Annotated in this window: 10 protein-coding genes; 4 read left to right on the plus strand and 6 right to left on the minus strand. The window is 69.8% G+C overall.

The features are described 5' to 3' along the window. Positions 1-64 precede the first annotated feature (64 nt). On the plus strand, positions 65-673 hold the full coding sequence (locus tag NR798_RS39250; protein ID WP_375767694.1) for a response regulator: 609 nt from the start codon (positions 65-67) through the stop codon (positions 671-673). 64 nt (positions 674-737) lie between these two features. Next, the gene (locus NR798_RS39255) at positions 738-1,499 is read left to right on the plus strand and encodes a hypothetical protein (protein WP_375767695.1); all 762 of its coding nucleotides are present in this window, start codon (positions 738-740) and stop codon (positions 1,497-1,499) included. 45 nt (positions 1,500-1,544) lie between these two features. Here the strand turns inward: NR798_RS39255 and NR798_RS39260 are convergent, their stop codons facing one another. Together NR798_RS39260 and NR798_RS39265 are read right to left on the minus strand one after the other, a co-directional pair. Beyond that, positions 1,545-4,004 carry a YbcC family protein gene (locus tag NR798_RS39260; protein ID WP_375767696.1) on the minus strand — a complete coding sequence of 820 codons (2,460 nt, stop codon included), beginning with the start codon at positions 4,002-4,004 and terminating at the stop codon, positions 1,545-1,547. A gap of 3 nt (positions 4,005-4,007) precedes the next feature. After that, the gene (locus tag NR798_RS39265) at positions 4,008-5,426 is read right to left on the minus strand and encodes an NADH-quinone oxidoreductase subunit L (RefSeq protein ID WP_375767697.1); all 1,419 of its coding nucleotides are present in this window, start codon (positions 5,424-5,426) and stop codon (positions 4,008-4,010) included. Between the two features lie 78 nt (positions 5,427-5,504). On the opposite strand from NR798_RS39265, the gene NR798_RS39270 reads away from it, so the two are divergent. Continuing rightward, on the plus strand, positions 5,505-6,428 hold the full coding sequence (locus NR798_RS39270) for a LysR family transcriptional regulator (protein WP_375767698.1): 924 nt from the start codon (positions 5,505-5,507) through the stop codon (positions 6,426-6,428). 81 nt (positions 6,429-6,509) lie between these two features. On the opposite strand, the gene NR798_RS39275 is transcribed toward NR798_RS39270, so the two are convergent. From NR798_RS39275 to NR798_RS39290, 4 genes are all read right to left on the minus strand, one after another. Continuing rightward, the gene (locus NR798_RS39275) at positions 6,510-7,133 is read right to left on the minus strand and encodes a sulfite oxidase heme-binding subunit YedZ (RefSeq protein WP_375767699.1); all 624 of its coding nucleotides are present in this window, start codon (positions 7,131-7,133) and stop codon (positions 6,510-6,512) included. 5 nt (positions 7,134-7,138) lie between these two features. After that, positions 7,139-8,125 carry a protein-methionine-sulfoxide reductase catalytic subunit MsrP gene (gene msrP / locus NR798_RS39280; protein ID WP_375767700.1) on the minus strand — a complete coding sequence of 329 codons (987 nt, stop codon included), beginning with the start codon at positions 8,123-8,125 and terminating at the stop codon, positions 7,139-7,141. A 33-nt stretch (positions 8,126-8,158) separates the two neighbouring features. After that, positions 8,159-8,872 carry a fatty acid desaturase gene (locus tag NR798_RS39285; protein WP_375773897.1) on the minus strand — a complete coding sequence of 238 codons (714 nt, stop codon included), beginning with the start codon at positions 8,870-8,872 and terminating at the stop codon, positions 8,159-8,161. Between the two features lie 74 nt (positions 8,873-8,946). Further along, positions 8,947-10,659, minus strand: a complete 1,713-nt coding sequence (locus NR798_RS39290; protein ID WP_375767701.1) for a hypothetical protein — start codon at positions 10,657-10,659, stop codon at positions 8,947-8,949. A 200-nt stretch (positions 10,660-10,859) separates the two neighbouring features. On the opposite strand from NR798_RS39290, the gene NR798_RS39295 reads away from it, so the two are divergent. Further along, the gene (locus NR798_RS39295) at positions 10,860-16,118 is read left to right on the plus strand and encodes an AAA family ATPase (protein ID WP_375767702.1); all 5,259 of its coding nucleotides are present in this window, start codon (positions 10,860-10,862) and stop codon (positions 16,116-16,118) included. Positions 16,119-16,315 lie beyond the last annotated feature (197 nt).

The following is a 16,315-nucleotide window of genomic DNA, read 5'->3' on the forward strand; positions in this document are numbered from 1 at the left end:
CGAACATACTGTAGGAATTCCCGGAAAGGGATGTGGAGGGGGGACAGTGCAGGGAGACTCTCCAATGAAGCCGGCAACTGTTGTGCCCGAAGCAGCGGCGACCACGTCGCCACGTCCGACGACGGCTCCCAGCGAGCCGGCGCGGCCCGCTGCTGTCTCCACCGGGCCGGCGCCCCTCTCCGAGCCAGCGCGCCCCTTCGGCGTGCTCAACGCGGAGACGGCCAAGGCCTTCGCGGCCGCGTCCACGCCCGAGTCGCGTCCCTTCGCCCGTCCGGAGCCCGGCGTGCAGCCGCAGCGCGTGCTGCTGGTGGATGACAGCCGCTCCATCCGGACGCTGCTGAAGATCTACCTGATGGCGCGCTCCTTCGAGTACATCGAGGCCGAGTCGGCCGAGGCGGGCCTGAAGGTGCTGGAGACGCAGCCGGTGGACCTCATCCTCACCGACTTCCACATGGACGGGATGAACGGCGCGGACTTCGCGGCCACGGTGCGCGCCAGCCGCGACACGAAGGTGGCGAAGATTCCCATCCTGATGATGACGGGTGACGCGAACGCCGCCGAGGTGCGCAACAAGGGCCAGAAGGCGGGCATCAACGCCTTCGTGCGCAAGCCGGTGAGCTGCGCCCAGCTGATGACGCTGGTGGACACCATCCTGCCGCCGGCCAAGAAGTAGGCGGCCGGCCACCTGGATTGGCGGCGAGCAGCCACGTAGAAGGCCCTCCTGACCCGGAGGACCCATGCGTTCGCTGTGCACCGCTCTCTTCTTCAGTCTCTTGCTGGCCACCGTCGCCCACGCCGCGCCCGCGGTGGTGAAGGTGTTCGAGGCCAAGGCCCACGCCCAACCCGATGCGACGTCGCCCGTGCTCCACACCTTCGTGGAGAAGGCCGAGCTATCCGTGTCCGAGGAGGCCGAGGCGGGTTGGCGCCGGGTGCGGCTGCCGGACGGCAACGTGGGCTACATCCAGGAGAGCGCGCTGCGGCTCGTGACGGCGGAAGCCGCTCCGCCCGCCACGCCGGCTCCAGCCCCGGCGACCCCCCCGGCGGCGGCGCAGGCTCCGGCGGTGGATCGCCCGGTGCTCGAGGCCACCGCGCCCGCGCCGAAGATCTACGTGAAGGACCTGGAGCACCTGGCGGAGCTGGTCAAGGAGGACGACCTGGTGGGCCCCAAGGCGCAGCAGTTGTCCGAGCGTAGGAAGACGAGCCTCGCGTTGGGCATCGGGGGCGTCGCGGTGGGCGTGGTCGTCAGCGTGCTCGGCATGGCGTCCAGGTCGGAGCAGTGCGAACCGTCCCGGTTCCCGGGGTCCGACCCGTTCTGCGTGGAGAAGCCCAACTTCGGAATGATGTACGGCGGTCTGGGCGTCGCGGTGGGCAGCGTGCTGCTCTCCTACGCGCTCATGCCCAAGGCCGGGGATCTGCTCGACGTCATCAACGAGTGGAACACGCGCCACCCGGCCAACCCCTTCGAGCTCAACGGCAACGGCGCGCCCCCGAGCCGCTGAGGGCGACACGGAGCGCGCCGGCTCCTCCGCACCTGCGTGGGGGAGCTACGTGGAGACCCAGGAGCCCTGACGCCAGGCCAGGACTTCTTGCCGCTCGGCATCGAGCTGGAAGAGGTAGAGCCACTCGTTCTCCACCAACTGGCGCACGTGCGCGTGCTTCTCCAGCACCCGCTCGATGGCCGGCCGCGGCGCCTCGATGAACACGCTCAGGCGCAGCGGCGTGTGCCTCCAGCGCGAGCCGTCATGCAGCGACTGCATCGGCAGCCCGATGCGCAGGTCTCCTCCATTGCCCTCGAAGACCCCGAGGTTGCCGCCCACGACGTTGTGCAACACCTTGTTGCCACTGCCGTAGCGCGCGTTGTCCACCGTGGAGGCGTAGTACTGGAGGTTGATCCAGTGCGTCACCACCATCGGTGCCGTCATGATGAGCTCGAGGATGGCGAAGTCCGTGTCCTCCTCCCAGCGGTACTCATGCAGGAAGGATCTGCCGGCCAGGTCCAGGTGACGGCAGTGCTCGCGCGGCGCGACGATGAAGGCCGCGTTGTTGGCGAGCCCCCACTCGGGCCGCACCTGCGACCAGTCACGCGCTCGTGCGGAGATGGCACCGCGCAACGCCTCCCCCTCGAGCCCTCCCAGCCCCAGGTGCACCGCCCGCTCGGCCCGCGTCCAGTGGCCCGCCTCGTCGAGCCAGCCCCTCAGCGTGGACACCTCGTCCTGATGGCTCCCGGGCAGCTCGTCCAGGTCGAACAGCTCGACCGCGTCCGTCGTCGTGTTGTGCAGCCCGGCGACGAAGCGCGTGCTCGCCGGCACCTCGATGCCCCGCGCCCCCAGGCCCTCGCGCACCTCCGGCTCATTCAGCAGCGCCGCCACGGCCCGGGCATTGACCTCGCCCGTCTGTCCGCAGCACGCCCCGCAGTCGAGCCCCGCCGCATGCGGGTTGTTGGCCGTCTCGCTGCCGTGGCCGATGAGCACCACGAGCCGGGCGAAGCCGCGGGTGAGGCTCATGGCCCGGAGGATTCCGGCCGCCAGCTCGCACCGGGCCGCCAGCCCGAGCTCCCCCCCTCCCGCGGCTCCGGTCAGCCGCGGCTTGCGGCGCGCGTGCTCGGCGGCAGAGAGCCCGGCGCGCTCCGGGAGTGGCACCGGCCGGCTCCACCCGAGACTGTCCCCCACCAGCTTGCCCGCGTAGAAGAGCCCCAGCGCCTCGACGAAGGAAAAGCCAGACATCGCGCCCGTCTTGAATTGCTTCCAGACCGAGCCGAAATCGAGCCGCCGCTCACGCCGGGAGGCCACCTCCTCCGGCACCTGCGTGTCCGTGGCGCGCAAGCGGGGCGCGAGCAGTCCAGGCAGTTGCGGCCGGGTGGCCGGGGTGGCCAGTGGCTGGTACTCGATGGGCAGCCCGAAGAACCCCGCGAACCCGAGCGTCTGCACCGAGGGGCTCTGCAGCTCGAGCGCCCGGCGGAACACTTCCGAGCGCACGTCGATGCAGAACACGGCCTGCACCGAGGGATTGGAGACGCGGCGCGCCCCGAGCCCCGCCGGGAGCTGACGGCAGAGCGTGTCCTGGTAGGCGAGCTCGAGCGCCCGGTGCAGCACCCAGTCATCCGCCTGCGACTCCTCGGAGGCACGGTCGATGGCGGTCCAACCGGCCATGGCCACCTGCCACCGCGCGGCCAGGCCCTGCCCGCCGGAGCGGTGCAGCAGCCACTCCCACGCAAGGCGGATGGCGAGCAGCTCGACGAGGTGCCCATCGCTCCGGCCCTCGAGCCGTGCCGTCCAGCGCAGGTACGCACACCAGGCCGCCCAGCCATTGATGTCCAGCAGGAGCGACGTGAGGTAGTGCTCGCGCTCGGCGGGCGCGATGTCGAGCGCGGCGAGGGCCGAGGCGATGAGCGCGCCCGCGTCACCCGGCAGTTCGCGGGCGAGGCCGTGGTACTCCTTCAGGCCCATGAGGAGCGCGGGGCTCCGGTCGTCCTGGGCCTGACGGTGCCAGCTCGCGTAGAGGCCCCCTCGCCGGTCCGGGCCGAGCTGGGCCTGGCCCTGGTCGAACCAGGCGGCACAGAACTGGCTCAGGCTGTGCGTCACGAAGTCGCGCCAGGACATGCCATGGACGAGGTCGCGCCGGGTGTCGAGCACGTCCGTCACGTGCGCGCGGCGCGGCGGCGGCGGCAGCGCGTCGAGTTCGAGCAGGGCCTTCATCCGCTCCACCGTCCGGGTGGAGCCGAGCTGGGAGAGGGCCTCGCGCAGGTGCTTGTCCTGGAAGCGGCCCGCGCGCCACTGCTCGCGGTACCAGGCGCGTGGCATGAGCAGCCGGCTGCCGCAGAGCGAGCCCAGCCGGGCGGAGACCTCCGGCAGCGGCGCGTCGATGAAGTTCCAGAAGGGATTGACCGCGATGAACCGGTCCAGCGGCCAGGTGGGAGCGATGCGGGCGCAGGCGCGCTCGACGGTCTCCTCGAGCCCAGCCGGGCCCAGCAGCTCCAGGGTGGTGGCGGTGTTCGTCTGTCCCATGACTCAGGCCTCCAGGGTCTCGATGACGGGGGAAGGACGGCCGTGGGGAGCGCGGGGCGGAAGCCGCGGAGGCCAGAGCCGGAAGGTCAGGCGGGTGAAGACCTCGTCGAGGTAGAGCCCGGCGAAGAGGCGCGGGTAGAGCGTGCGCGCCAGGCGTCCGTCGGGCCGCGCGTACAGGACGGCCTGGAGCACGAAGAGCAGCCCGAAGCCCGCGATGACGAGAGCCAGCCGCGGTGCCATCTCTCCGCTTTGAAGCGGCGCGGCGAGCAACTGGCCGAAGGCCGCGTGCCAGGTGAAGGAGAGCGCGGCGACTCCCAGGGCGCCGAGCCCCACCGTGGCGAGGCGGCGCCAGCCTCCTCCGGCACCGCGCACGAGCAGCGGCGTGAGCGCCAGGCCCATGACCGCGGCGAGTGCCCAGGGGGCGGGCTCCAGGCGCGGGCTCGCACCAGACACGGTACCCACCGCGGTGACGGCGAGGAGCGCGACGCCCGCCGCGGCCCACCACCGGCCGAGCCCCACCGGCTCCCGCTTCGCCACGAGCGCCCGCGTGCGCCACTGGTCCACGGTGCTGCCCGAGCTCAGGAAGGCATGGGCCTTGTAGAGCGAGTGCGCCACCAGGTGCAGGAGCGCGAGGGAGTAGGCACCCAGGCCGCACTGCACCAGCATGAAGCCCATCTGCGCGCAGGTGGACCACGCGAGCGCGACCTTGACGCTCACCCGGGTGGTCATCACCAGCGCCGCCACCACCGCCGTCGTGGTGCCGATGAGGACGAGCAGGGTCTGCGCCAGCTCGGCCTTCACCAGGAGCGGCGCGAGGCGGATCATCAGGAAGCCGCCGATGTTCACCACCCCGGCATGCAGCAGCGCGGACACGGGGGTGGGCGCCTCCATTACCTGGAGGAGCCAGCCGTGGAACGGGAGCTGGGCGCTCTTGAGCGACACCCCGAGCACCAGCAGCACGGTGGCCCCGTGCATCGCCGCGGGGAGCGAGGGGGTGGCCTCGGCCCAGGCATGGAGGTCCGCGAGCTCCAGGCTGCCCACCTGCGCGCCGATGAGCGCGAGGGCGCCGAGCATGCAGAGGTCCGCCACCCGGCTGACGAGGAACTTCTTGTGGGCCGCGACGAGGGCCTGCGTCCTGTCCGCGTAGAAGGTCAGCAACTGGTGGAGCGCCAGGCTGGCCGCCATCCACGCGAGCGCGAGCACCAGCAGGTTGCTGGAGAGGACGAGCACCATCACCGCCGTGAGCGTGGCCAGCAGCCAGCGCAGGTAGCGGGGCCGTCCGGGGTCCCCGTGCAGGTACGCCTTGGAGAAGCGCAGGATGACGAGGCCGATGAAGCCGACCAGCGTCAACATGACGAGGGTCACCCCATCGAGCCACACGCCCGGGAGGAACAGGTGCTGCCTGGCCAGGAAGTCGTTCATGCGGGGAGATGTACTCACCGCGAACGTTCATTAAAAATTCATAATACAGCTTGGAACGTTCTGTCCTATGGAACGGTCATGGCGGAGCCCCTCCTCAACTTCCATCACCTGCGGTACTTCTGGGCCGTCGCGAAGGACGGCAACCTGACGCGGGCCGCGCGGCGCCTGCGGGTGTCGCAGTCGGCGCTGTCCACGCAGATCAAACAGCTCGAGGAGCAGCTCGGACAGGCGCTCTTCGTGCGCGAGGGACGCGGGCTGGAGCTGACCGAGGCGGGCCGCATCGCGCTGGCGTACGCGGAGGGCATCTTCACGGCCGGCGGCGAGCTGCTCGCGACGCTGAAGGAGGGCCGGCGGCGCGAGCATGTGCTGCGGGTGGGCGCCGTCGCCACGCTCTCGCGCAACTTCCAGGAGTCCTTCATCAAACCGCTGCTCGGAGAGCCCGGCGTGCAGCTGCGCCTGTCCTCCGGGAGCCTCGATGAGCTGCTGCACCGCCTGGAGGCGCACGCCCTGGACCTGGTGCTCTCCAACCGGCCGGTGCAGCGCGACGCGGGGCGGCCCTGGCACTGCCGCCGCATCGCCCAGCAGCGCGTCAGCCTGGTGGGCCGTCCCCGGGCGAAGGCGTTCCGATTTCCCCGGGACATCGCCGGGGTGCCCATGCTCCTGCCGGGCACGGACAGCGAGCTCCGCGCCGCGTTCGACGCGCTGTGTGAGCAGCTCGCCGTGCGCGTGCGGGTGCTCGCGGAGGTGGACGACATGGCGATGATGCGTCTGCTCGCGCGCGACACCCGGGCCGTCGCGCTGTTGCCCTCGGTGGTCGTCCGGGACGAGCTGCGCGGCGGCGTGCTGCAGGAGTACTGCGTCGTACCGGGCCTGCACGAGAGCTTCTACGCCATCACCGTCGAGCGTCAGTACCAGCACCCGCTGCTGCGGCCCCTGCTCTCGCGCAGCGAGGACGAGCTGCTGGCCATGGGCCGGGGCGCTACTGACGGTGAGGACGCCTGAGTCCACGAGCCCCCATGGGGGTGATGACGCGGGTGGACCCCCTCCTGCCCCCGGCCAGGAAGGGCTGAGCGGCCGGGCCCTTCAGGTGACCGAGACTGGAGCCGCGGAGCGCGCCCGCCGCTTGCGCAAGGCCTCGGCCACGCGGATGGCGAAGAGCAGCAGGAGCACGCCGCCGTAGATGAGCGGCTCGGTGAGGTCCTTCTTCACGCGCCAGATGAAGTGCACCACGCCCAGCGAGGCCGCCACATAGGCCAGCCGGTGCAGCCGCTGCCAGGCGGGGAAGCCCATGCGGCGCACCATGCGATTCGTACTGGTGACGGCCAGCGGCACCAGCAGCACCAGCGCCAGGAAGCCCACGGTGATGAAGGGCCGCTTGGCGATGTCCTCGAGGATGACGCCGAAGGCCAGCCCCTGGTCCAGCACGGCGTAGGTGAGGAAGTGCAGCGAGGCGTAGGCGAAGCCCTGCAGGCCCAGCAGCTTGCGCAGGCGGATGGGCCACGTCCACCCGGACACCACCTTGAGCGGCGTGCACGCGAGCGATGCCACCAGGAAGATGAGGGCGAGCAGCCCTGTCTGGTTGAGCACGCGCTCGATGGGATTGGCGCCCAGCGTCCCCTGCGCGAACTGGAGCGCCAGGGAGACCAATGGATAGAGGCCGCCCACGAGGACGGCGGGCTTGAGCCAGGGGTGCGGAGGGGCGGCCATGGGCGTCAGTAGTTCTTGCGCAGGTCCATGCCCGAATAGAGGCTGGCCACCTGCTCGGCGTAGCCGTTGAAGGGCAGCGTGGGGCGGCGGCGCAGCTCGCCGATGCGGCGCTCGGAGGCCTGGCTCCAGCGCGGGTGGGGAACGTCGGGATTCACGTTGGCGAAGAAGCCGTACTCACCGGGGTTGGAGCGGCTCCAGGTGGTGGGCGGCTGCTTCTCGGTGAGCGTGATGCGGACGATGGATTTGATCCCCTTGAAGCCGTACTTCCACGGAACCACCAGCCGCAGGGGCGCGCCGTTCTGGTTGGGCAGGACGCGGCCGTACATGCCCACCGCCATCATCGCGAGCGGATGCAGGGCCTCGTCCAGGCGCAGACCCTCGACGTAGGGCCAGTCGAGCACGGGGTACTTCTGGCCGGGCATCTGCTCGGGGTCCTTGAGGGTGGTGAAGGCCACGTACTTCGCCTTGCCGGTGGGCTCCACGCGCCGCAGCAGCCCCGCGAGCGGAAAGCCGAGCCACGGAATCACCATGGACCAGGCCTCCACGCAGCGCATGCGGTAGACGCGCTCCTCCAGGGGGAACCAGGACTGCAGCGTGTCCATGTCCACGCGCTGAGGCTTGTTCACCTCGCCGTCGATGACGACCGTCCACGGGCGGGGCTTGAGGGTGTGCGCGTTCTCGGCGGGCTCGCCCTTGTCGAGGCCGAACTCGTAGAAGTTGTTGTAGGTGGTGGCGTCCTCGTAGGACGTGGCGCGCTCGTCGGTGTCGTACGGGCCGCGGGGCCGCACCACCTTGGGGGGCTCGCCGGGGGTGGCCAGCACCGGGGGGCCTCCCGCGCCGGTGGGCCGGTTGCTGAGGAGCTGCAGCCCCGTCCCCACGGCCGCGGCGGTGCCGGTGAAGAGGGCGGCGCTCTTGATGAACTCGCGCCGGCGCAGGTACAGCGACTCGGAGGTGATTTCGGACCCCAGGGGCTCGGGCAGCTTCTGGCGCATGGTTCCTCTCAGTACGTCCGAACCGGAATCCGGTTACAACCGGGCCACGTCCCTCATCTTCCACAGGCGCCACCAGGGGGTGGAGGGCGACTGGTGGTGCTCCCAGTGGTAGCCGAAGAAGTAGCAGGAGAGCATGGCCCAGAGGTGGTTGCGAGGCAGGGAGCGCGCGTGGTGGGGGGCCATGTCCGGGGTGTCCGGGCGCCGGTGGGGCAGGAAGGTGCCGAAGTAGAAGAGCTGCACCGTGCCGAGCAGCGCGGGCACCACCCAGAAGGCCAGAATCCGCCACTGGGCCACTCCGAGGAGCAGCAACAGGTTGAACTTGGCCGCCATGACGAGGATTTGGAGCCAGGTGGTGTAGCGCACCATGAAGGTGGCGAACCACGGCCAGAAGGACTGGGTGCGGGTGGAGAAGTCCGGGTCGTCCGGCCCGGTGGGCTCGGCGTGGTGGGCTCGGTGGTTGACCACCAGGCGCCGGTAGGAGAGCCCGGCGAAGAGGAAGCAGGCAGCCGTGCCCACGGCCTGATTCACCCACCGCAAGCGGCTCACCGTCCCGTGCATCGCGTCATGGCCGGTGATGAAGAGGCCGGTGCACAGGTAGGCCTGTAGGGCGATGTGCAGGTACGTGAGCGGCGAGGCGAGGGACAGGTTGGCCGCCACCAGCAGCCAGACGAGATGGCCCAGCCACGCGCCGAGCACGGTCAGCGCGATGAGCACACCCCAGGGGTCTGGAGGAACGTGGTTCCGCATCCGGCTCATCTCTGCACCCCACCCGGCCCGCCGCGCACGGGAAAACGCACGCGGCGGGCGGGCGGAGGGCGGTGCTACTTCCCGGCCGGGGTGGAGAAGCCGCCGAGCTCGGCGGCGAGCTTCTCGGCGGTGACGTAGCGCGGCTCGATGTCCACGGGCACCTTGCTCAGCTTGTCCAGGACGCGCTTCACCTCGGGGCGCACCACGCCCATCTTCTCGAGCAGCGACTCGGCGCTGGCGCGGTTGCCGCTGGCCTGCAGCTCCATGAGCTGCTTCGTCAGGGCGTTGACGGACTCCTTGATCTTCCCCGGCACCACCGTGAACGTGCCGTCCTTGTTCACCACCACGGCGCCGGTATCGAGGAAGTGGTTGAGCTGCAGGGCGATGCCCTTGCCATGCGCCTCGTTGATGCCGAAGCGGATGGAGCGGAACGCGGACGCCAGGAAGGTGGTGTACATGGTGCGCTCCAGGTCCTTGGAGAGGACGCCCTTGTCCACCAACTGCTGCAGGGCCCACAGGCCGGAGATGTCCGCCTTGGCCTCCTCGATGGCACTGGAAGACGCCTGGAGCGCCTGACGCACCGTGGTCTGCTTGCCCTCGACGGTGATGTTGTGGGGCCCCAGGCCGTGCATCAGCTCGTGCATGAGGATGTGCGTGAAGAAGGCATCGAAGGAGACGTCCTTGCGGTCCTTCGCGGGGAGCGCCACCTGGACGATGGGCAGCAGCACGCGCTGGAACTTGGCCTCCTGGATGTTCTTGAGCATCACGCGCTTGGTGCCCTTCTCGGCCGCCACGCGCTCGTCATTGGGCAGGTTGTAGGCCGCGGTCTGCACGCCGCGGTTGCCGTCCCCGGAGGAGAAGATGCTGTTGACCACGCGGATGGGGGCGAGCGCGCCCAGCTTCGGGTTGCGCAGCTTCGGGTCGATGGGGAGGTTGTTCTCCAGGCCCTGCAGCTCGCCGCTGAACTTCGCGAGCTTCTGCGTCTCCGCGTCATCGCGCAGGCCGATGAAGGCCTCGAAGGCCGCCTTGTAGTTGAACCACTCGTCCTCGTAGACCTCGTAGGGCCCGACGGTGGGCTCGATGCTGGCGTCGAGCTCCATCCAGGCCACCTCGCTCGGGTAGTAATCGTTGCTGAGGAAGCCCTCGGCGCGCTTCACGAGGAAGGCCTTGAGCGTGGGCTGGGTGGTGAGCTCGGCGGCCTCGCGCAAAAGCTGCGCGGCCTGGGCCAGCTCGCCCTGGTACTCGACGCTGTAGGGCACGGAGACGAACTTGCCGGCCGTGTCGCGGCGGATGGTGGTGAAGAAGCCGGTGGCCTCGCGCTGCTGGGCCTCGGGGAGGGACTTCACCCAGGCCTCGAGCTCCGCCTTGGAGGCGCCAGCCGGGTAGAAGTTGCCCTCGGCGGGCTTGGCGGGGACACCGGGGACGAAGGGCGCGTTGTGGTCGAGCCGGGACCAGGGGCCCTTGTTGAGGAGAAAGGAGTGCAGCCGCTCGCGGCCGAGCGGGGAGCCATCCTTGAGCAGGTCGAGCAGGAGCGTCTCGTTGCCGGCCCAGACCTGGCGCAGGAAGAGCGGGTCCATGAGCTTCGAGGCCTGGACGATCTTCGCGAGGGCGCGGCGCTCGTTCTCGGGGAGCTTGGAGACATCGGCCTGGATGTCGACGGGGGCGAAGCGGGACGTCATGCGCTTGAGCTCGGTGGCGTCGGGCGGACGGGAGGGCGCCTCGGCGACGGCCGCGGAGCCCGAGACGAGCAGCGCGGCGGTGGCGAGGGAGAGGAGGGTGCGGGTCATGGCGGCCCTTTTAGCCGGTGGCAACCGGGCAGGACAGGGAGTCCTGGCGGCACTCCAATGGGATGTTCCCTTGGCCGGGTTCCAGGGGCCCATCACCCGCGCCTTTCCAGTCCCGGCCCAGGCGCACACCCGGCCCTGTCCGCTCTGTCATGCTGGTGGCCTCGGTCATGGAGACCGGCGCTCGGCAAGGACACGCATCCATGTTGGACATCCCGGGTTACAAGGTTCTTGGCACGATCCGAGCGACGGGTTCGAACGTGCTGTTCCATGCGGTGCGCGAGGCCGATGGTCTGCCGATCATCCTCAAGACGCCGATGGTGCCCTCGCCCGGCTCCAGTGAGAACGAGAGGTACCGGCGGGAGTTCGCCATCCTGCAGCGGCTCCAGGACGTCCGCGGGGTGGTCAGGCCCTATGCCTGCGAGCGCCTCCGGGAGCGGCCGGTGCTGCTGCTGGAGCGGGTGCGAGGCGAGACCCTGTCCGAGTCCACGGGCCAGCCATTGGAGCTCTCCCGGTTCTTCACCCTGGCCCTCTCGCTGGCCTCCACCCTGGGGGAGCTCCACTGCCGCAACGTCATCCACAAGGACATCAAGCCCTCCAACATCATCGAGGAGCCGTCGGGGGAGGCGCGGCTCATCGACTTCGGCGTGGCGACGCTGCAGCAGGTGGAGCACCTGGATGCGGCGCCGACGCATTTGATCGAAGGGACGCTGGCGTACATGTCGCCCGAGCAGACGGGGCGGATGAACCGTTCGGTGGACTACCGGACGGACTTCTACTCGTTGGGCGTGACGTTCTACGAGCTGTTGACGGGGCAGCGGCCCTTCCAGGGGCGGGATGCGCTCGAATGGTTCCACGCGCACATGGCGCAGAAGCCGAGGCCGCCGCACGAGCTGAATCCGCGGGTGCCGCCGGCCTTGTCCGCCGTCGTGATGAAGCTGCTCGCGAAGGTGGCCGAGGAGCGCTACCAGAGCGCCGAGGGCCTGACGGCGGACCTGGAGCGGTGCCGCGAGGCGCCAGGCCAGAGCACCCAGGAGGTGTTCGCCCTGGGGACGCGGGACACGCCCAACCGCTTCCAGCTGCCGCAACGGCTCTACGGGCGTGACGCGCAGGTGTCCGCCCTGCTCGAGGGCTTCGAGCGGGTGGTGCGCACGGGGCGGCCGGAGCTGTTCCTGGTGAGCGGGTACTCGGGAATCGGCAAGTCCTCGGTGGTGCACGAGCTGCACAAGCCGGTGGTGCAGCGGCGCGGGTTCTTCCTGAGCGGCAAGTTCGACCAGTTCCAGCGGGACATTCCGTACGCCACGCTGGCGCAGGCCCTGCGCGGACTGGTGCAGCAGCTCCTGGCGGGAAGCGATGAGGAGCTCGCGGGGTGGCGCGAGCGGGTGAATCAGGCCTGGGGGGGCCATGGCCAGGTGCTCGTGGACCTGGTGCCTCAATTGGAAGTGGTGGTGGGCCCGCAGCCCGCGCTTCCGGAGGTGTCTCCCAGCGAGACGCAGCACCGGTTGCAGCGCGTGATGCGCCAGTTCCTGGCGGTGTTCGCCACCCCGGAGCACCCGATGGTGGTGTTCCTGGATGACCTGCAGTGGGCGGACCTGGGCAGCCTGAAGCTGATGGAGCTGCTGCTGTCACAACCGGAGACGCCCCCGGTGATGTGGCTGGGTGCCTACCGCGACAACGAGGTGAGCCCCACCCATCCGCTGATGGCGGTCGTGGAGGAGGTGCGCAAGTCCGGCGCGCGGATGACGGGCCTGCGACTGGAGCCGCTGAGCGTGGAGCAGGTGGCGCAACTGGTGGGGGACACGCTGCCGGGCGCGGGAGCGGAGGTGGCCGGTCCCCTCGCGGCGCTGGTGCACGAGAAGACGGGCGGCAACCCCTTCTTCCTCCTGCAGTTGCTGGTGACGCTCCACCAGGATGGCCTGCTGGTGCGCGTGCCTGGCGGAGCGTGGCGCTGGGATGCCGAAGGCGTGCGGGCCCGGAGCTACTCGGACAACGTCGTCGACTTCATGGTGGGCAAGCTGCGCCAGCTTCCCCCTGGCACGCAGCATCTGCTGCGGCTGGCGGCCTGCGTGGGCAATGTCTTCACGCTCCAGCTGCTGGGCACCCTCTCCGGGCTGGCGGAGGTGGGAGAAGTGGAGCAGGGCCTCGGGCCCGCGCTCCAGGAAGGCCTGCTGGTGCGCGCCGGCCCGGAGCAGTACCGCTTCCTCCACGACCGCATCCAGCAGGCGGCCCACTCCCTTGCCTCCGAGGCGGAGCGCGCGGCCATCCACCTGCGCATTGGCCGGCTGCTGCTCGAGAGCCTGTCCCCGGAGGAAGTGCACGAGCGGATCTTCGACGTGGTGAGCCAGCTCAACGCCGGGGCGGGCCTGCTCCAGGAGCCCGCGGAGCGCCACCACCTGGCGCGGCTGAATGCCGAGGCGGGCAGGAAGGCCCAGGCCGCGGTCGCGCTCGGCCCCGCCATCACCTACCTCACGGCCGCCTTCACGCTCATTCCAGGAGACCCCTGGGAGACGGACTACGAGCTGGCCATCTCACTGCGGCTCACGGAAGCGCGCTGTGAGTTCATGCGCGGCAACCTCGCCGGGGCGTGCCGCCTGGTGGAGGAGCTGCGCACCCGGACGCGGACCCGCTCGGACACCGCGGCGGTCTACCGGCTGAGGCATGACCTCCACCTGGCCATGGGTGAGGTCCCGGAGGCCGCCACCTGCCTGCTGGAGCTCCTGGGCTCGCTGGGCATGCCCATCCCGCTTCACCCTTCCTGGGAGGAGGCGAGCGCCGCCCATGAGGAGGTGTGGACCCTGCTGGGCAAGCGCCCCATCGAGAGCCTCACCGGGTTGCCTCCCATGACCGACCCGGACATGAAGGTCGTCATCGGCGTCCTCTACACGCTCTTCGGCTCCGCCTACACCACCGATCCCCACCTGCTCATCATCGTCCTGAGCCGGATGGTCTCCCTCACCCTCCGCCACGGCTTCCACGATACGGCGGTGCACGGCCTCTGCTGGTTCGGTGTCATCACCAGCGCATACTTCAAGCGGTACCAGGAAGGCCTTGCCTTTGGAAGGCTCGCCCGCGAGCTCGTCGAACGGCACCACCTGTCCGCGCTGGTGGGGACGGTGCTCTACGGCATGCGGTACGTGTCCTACTGGACCCAACCCCTCTCCAACGCACGGGAGCTGATTCTCAGCGCCTTCCATCACGCGCTTCAGGCAGGCGACATCATCATCGCCACCTATTGCTGCCCTGATGTCGTCGTGAGCCGCCTCGCCATGGGGCACAACCTGGAGGAGGTCCATCGGGAGGCACTCGTGCGCGGCGACTTCCTGCGCAAGACCGGGCTCCAGGATCCGCTGGACTGGCTCCTCATCTACCACAGCTACGCGCAGCAGATGCGCGGGCACTCGCGCTCGTTCGGCACGATGAGCTGGGACGGCTTCGATGAGCAGTCCTTCGAGGCCCGGCTGATGCCCGAGCGCCTGCGCGGCACGTATTGCAACTACTGGATCGTCAAGCTCCAGTCGCGCTTCATGTGCGGCGCCTGGCGGGAAGCCCTCGAGGCCGCGGACAAGACGGCCGGGAGTCTGTGGATCACGAATGGCGCCCTCCCCCTGCGCGAATTCCACCTCTACCGCGCCCTGACCCTGGCCGCGTGCCACGAGGGGGCCCCTCCCGAGGAGCAGCGGCGGTTCCTCGAGGAACTCCAAGGCCACCAGCGGCAACTCGCGGAGTGGGCGGAGCAGTGCCCCGAGAACTTCCGCGCCCTCGAGCGGATGGTGTCCGCGGAGCTGGCGCGCCTGGCGGGACGGGCGGAGGAGGCGACGTGCGCCTACGAAGAGGCCATCCGCGCGGCGCGCGAGAGCGGTGCCACCCAATATGTGGGGCTGGCCAGCGAGCTCGCGGCGAACTACTGGCGCACGCGGCAAGCCCCCATCGTCGCCCATGCCTTCGCGCGCGAGGCCCGGGCGGCGTACCAGCGGTGGGGCGCCCTGGGCAAGGTCCAGCACCTGGAGTCCCAGTGGCCGCATCTCACGGCTCCGGCGGCCACCGAGGACAGGGAGACCACCAGCAGTACGAATTCGGGCAGCATCGACGCGCTCACGGTGGTCAAGGCCCAGCAGGCCATCTCCGGGGAGATCGTGCTGGAGCGCCTGGTGACGACGCTGCTGCAGGCGGCGATCGAGAACGCGGGAGCCCAGCGAGGAGCCCTGCTGCTCCCGGCTGGGGACACGCTCTCGGTGGCGGCCCTCTCCGATACAGCGAACCAGGAGCTTCCGTGGACGCTCATCTCCTATGTCCGGCGCACCCGGGAGCACGTGCTCATTGGCGATGCCTCCAAGCCCCACCCGTTCTCGTCCGATGCGTACCTTGCGCGCGGCGGAGCGCGCTCGGTGCTGTGCCTGCCGCTGTTGAGGCAGGAGCAGTTCTCCGGGGCGCTGTACCTGGAGAACGACCTGGCCACCAACGCCTTCAGCCCGGCACGCCTGACGCTGCTGGGGCATATCGCCTCGCAGGCGGCCATCTCCATCGAGAACGCGCGGCTGTATGCGGACGTGCAGCGCGCCAAGCAGGAGCTGCGCCAGGCCAACGACGAGCTGGAGCAGCGGGTGGAGGAGCGCACCCACGAGCTCAAGCAGGCCCAGGCCCGGCTGGTGGACACCGCGCGTGAGGTGGGCATGGCGGAGATCGCCTCCAACGTGCTGCACAACGTGGGCAACGTGCTCACCAGCGCCGTCGTCAACCTCGAGATGATGCGCCAGGCGGTGGGCTCTTCGCGCGTGGGGCGGTTGAAGCAGGCCTCGGCCCTGCTGGTGGAGAACAGCGAGGGGCTGGCGGACCTCCTGGCGCAGCATCCGCGAGGCAGCCGCCTGATGAGCTACCTGCCCGCGCTGGCCGAGGAGCTGATGCGCGAGCAGATGCAGTTGATGGACGACATGGATGCGATGGGCCGGCACATCGAGCACATCCGCGCCATCGTCCAGGTGCAGCAGACGTACGCCAGGACCGCGCTGATGACGGAGGAGTGCGACCTGGCGCAGCTGATCGACGACGCGCTGCGCATCCAGGTGGCGGCGCTGCAGCGTCACGGGGTGAGCATCCGGCGCGAGCTGTCGGCGGTGCCCAAGGTGAAGGTGGACAAGCACAAGGTGCTGCAGATCCTCATCAACCTCATCAGCAACGCGAAGCACGCGCTGGACGGAGTGCCCGAGGGAAAGCGCAACATGTGGGTGAGGCTGGTGGCGGAGGGGCGGATCGCGCGCATCCAGGTGGTGGATGATGGGGTGGGAATCGAGCCGGAGGTGATGGACAAGCTGTTCGCGCATGGCTTCACCACGCGCAAGGACGGGCACGGCTTCGGGCTGCACTCGAGCGCGTTGGCGGCGCAGCTCCTGAAGGGAAGACTCACGCTGCGGAGCGAGGGGCCCGGCAAGGGTGCCACGGCCACGCTGGAGCTTCCGCTCACCTGAACGTGAGCCCCTCCCCTCGCCCTCCGGGAGAGGATCCCCCCGTCGTTCAAAGGGGGGGCAAGCCCCCCGGGGTGAGGGTATGAGACATCCCGGGTTGAACCCGTGTGTGCTCCCTCTCCCTCTGGGAGAGGGCTGGGGTGAGGGTCTAGAACCTCCCGGGTTGACGTCTGGAGCTGAAGGAGTGTCATGGGCATCCC

It is taken from the genome of Archangium gephyra, assembly GCF_042230915.1.
GTDB lineage: Bacteria > Myxococcota > Myxococcia > Myxococcales > Myxococcaceae > Archangium > Archangium gephyra_B.

Coding starts and splice junctions, on each gene's coding strand:
- NR798_RS39250 (WP_375767694.1), top strand. CDS start 65: ATGAAGCCGGCAACTGTTGTGCCCGAAGCAGCGGCGACCACGTCGCCA.
- NR798_RS39255 (WP_375767695.1), top strand. CDS start 738: ATGCGTTCGCTGTGCACCGCTCTCTTCTTCAGTCTCTTGCTGGCCACC.
- NR798_RS39260 (WP_375767696.1), bottom strand. CDS start 4,004: ATGGGACAGACGAACACCGCCACCACCCTGGAGCTGCTGGGCCCGGCT.
- NR798_RS39265 (WP_375767697.1), bottom strand. CDS start 5,426: ATGAACGACTTCCTGGCCAGGCAGCACCTGTTCCTCCCGGGCGTGTGG.
- NR798_RS39270 (WP_375767698.1), top strand. CDS start 5,505: ATGGCGGAGCCCCTCCTCAACTTCCATCACCTGCGGTACTTCTGGGCC.
- NR798_RS39275 (WP_375767699.1), bottom strand. CDS start 7,133: ATGGCCGCCCCTCCGCACCCCTGGCTCAAGCCCGCCGTCCTCGTGGGC.
- msrP (WP_375767700.1), bottom strand. CDS start 8,125: ATGCGCCAGAAGCTGCCCGAGCCCCTGGGGTCCGAAATCACCTCCGAG.
- NR798_RS39285 (WP_375773897.1), bottom strand. CDS start 8,872: ATGCGGAACCACGTTCCTCCAGACCCCTGGGGTGTGCTCATCGCGCTG.
- NR798_RS39290 (WP_375767701.1), bottom strand. CDS start 10,659: ATGACCCGCACCCTCCTCTCCCTCGCCACCGCCGCGCTGCTCGTCTCG.
- NR798_RS39295 (WP_375767702.1), top strand. CDS start 10,860: ATGTTGGACATCCCGGGTTACAAGGTTCTTGGCACGATCCGAGCGACG.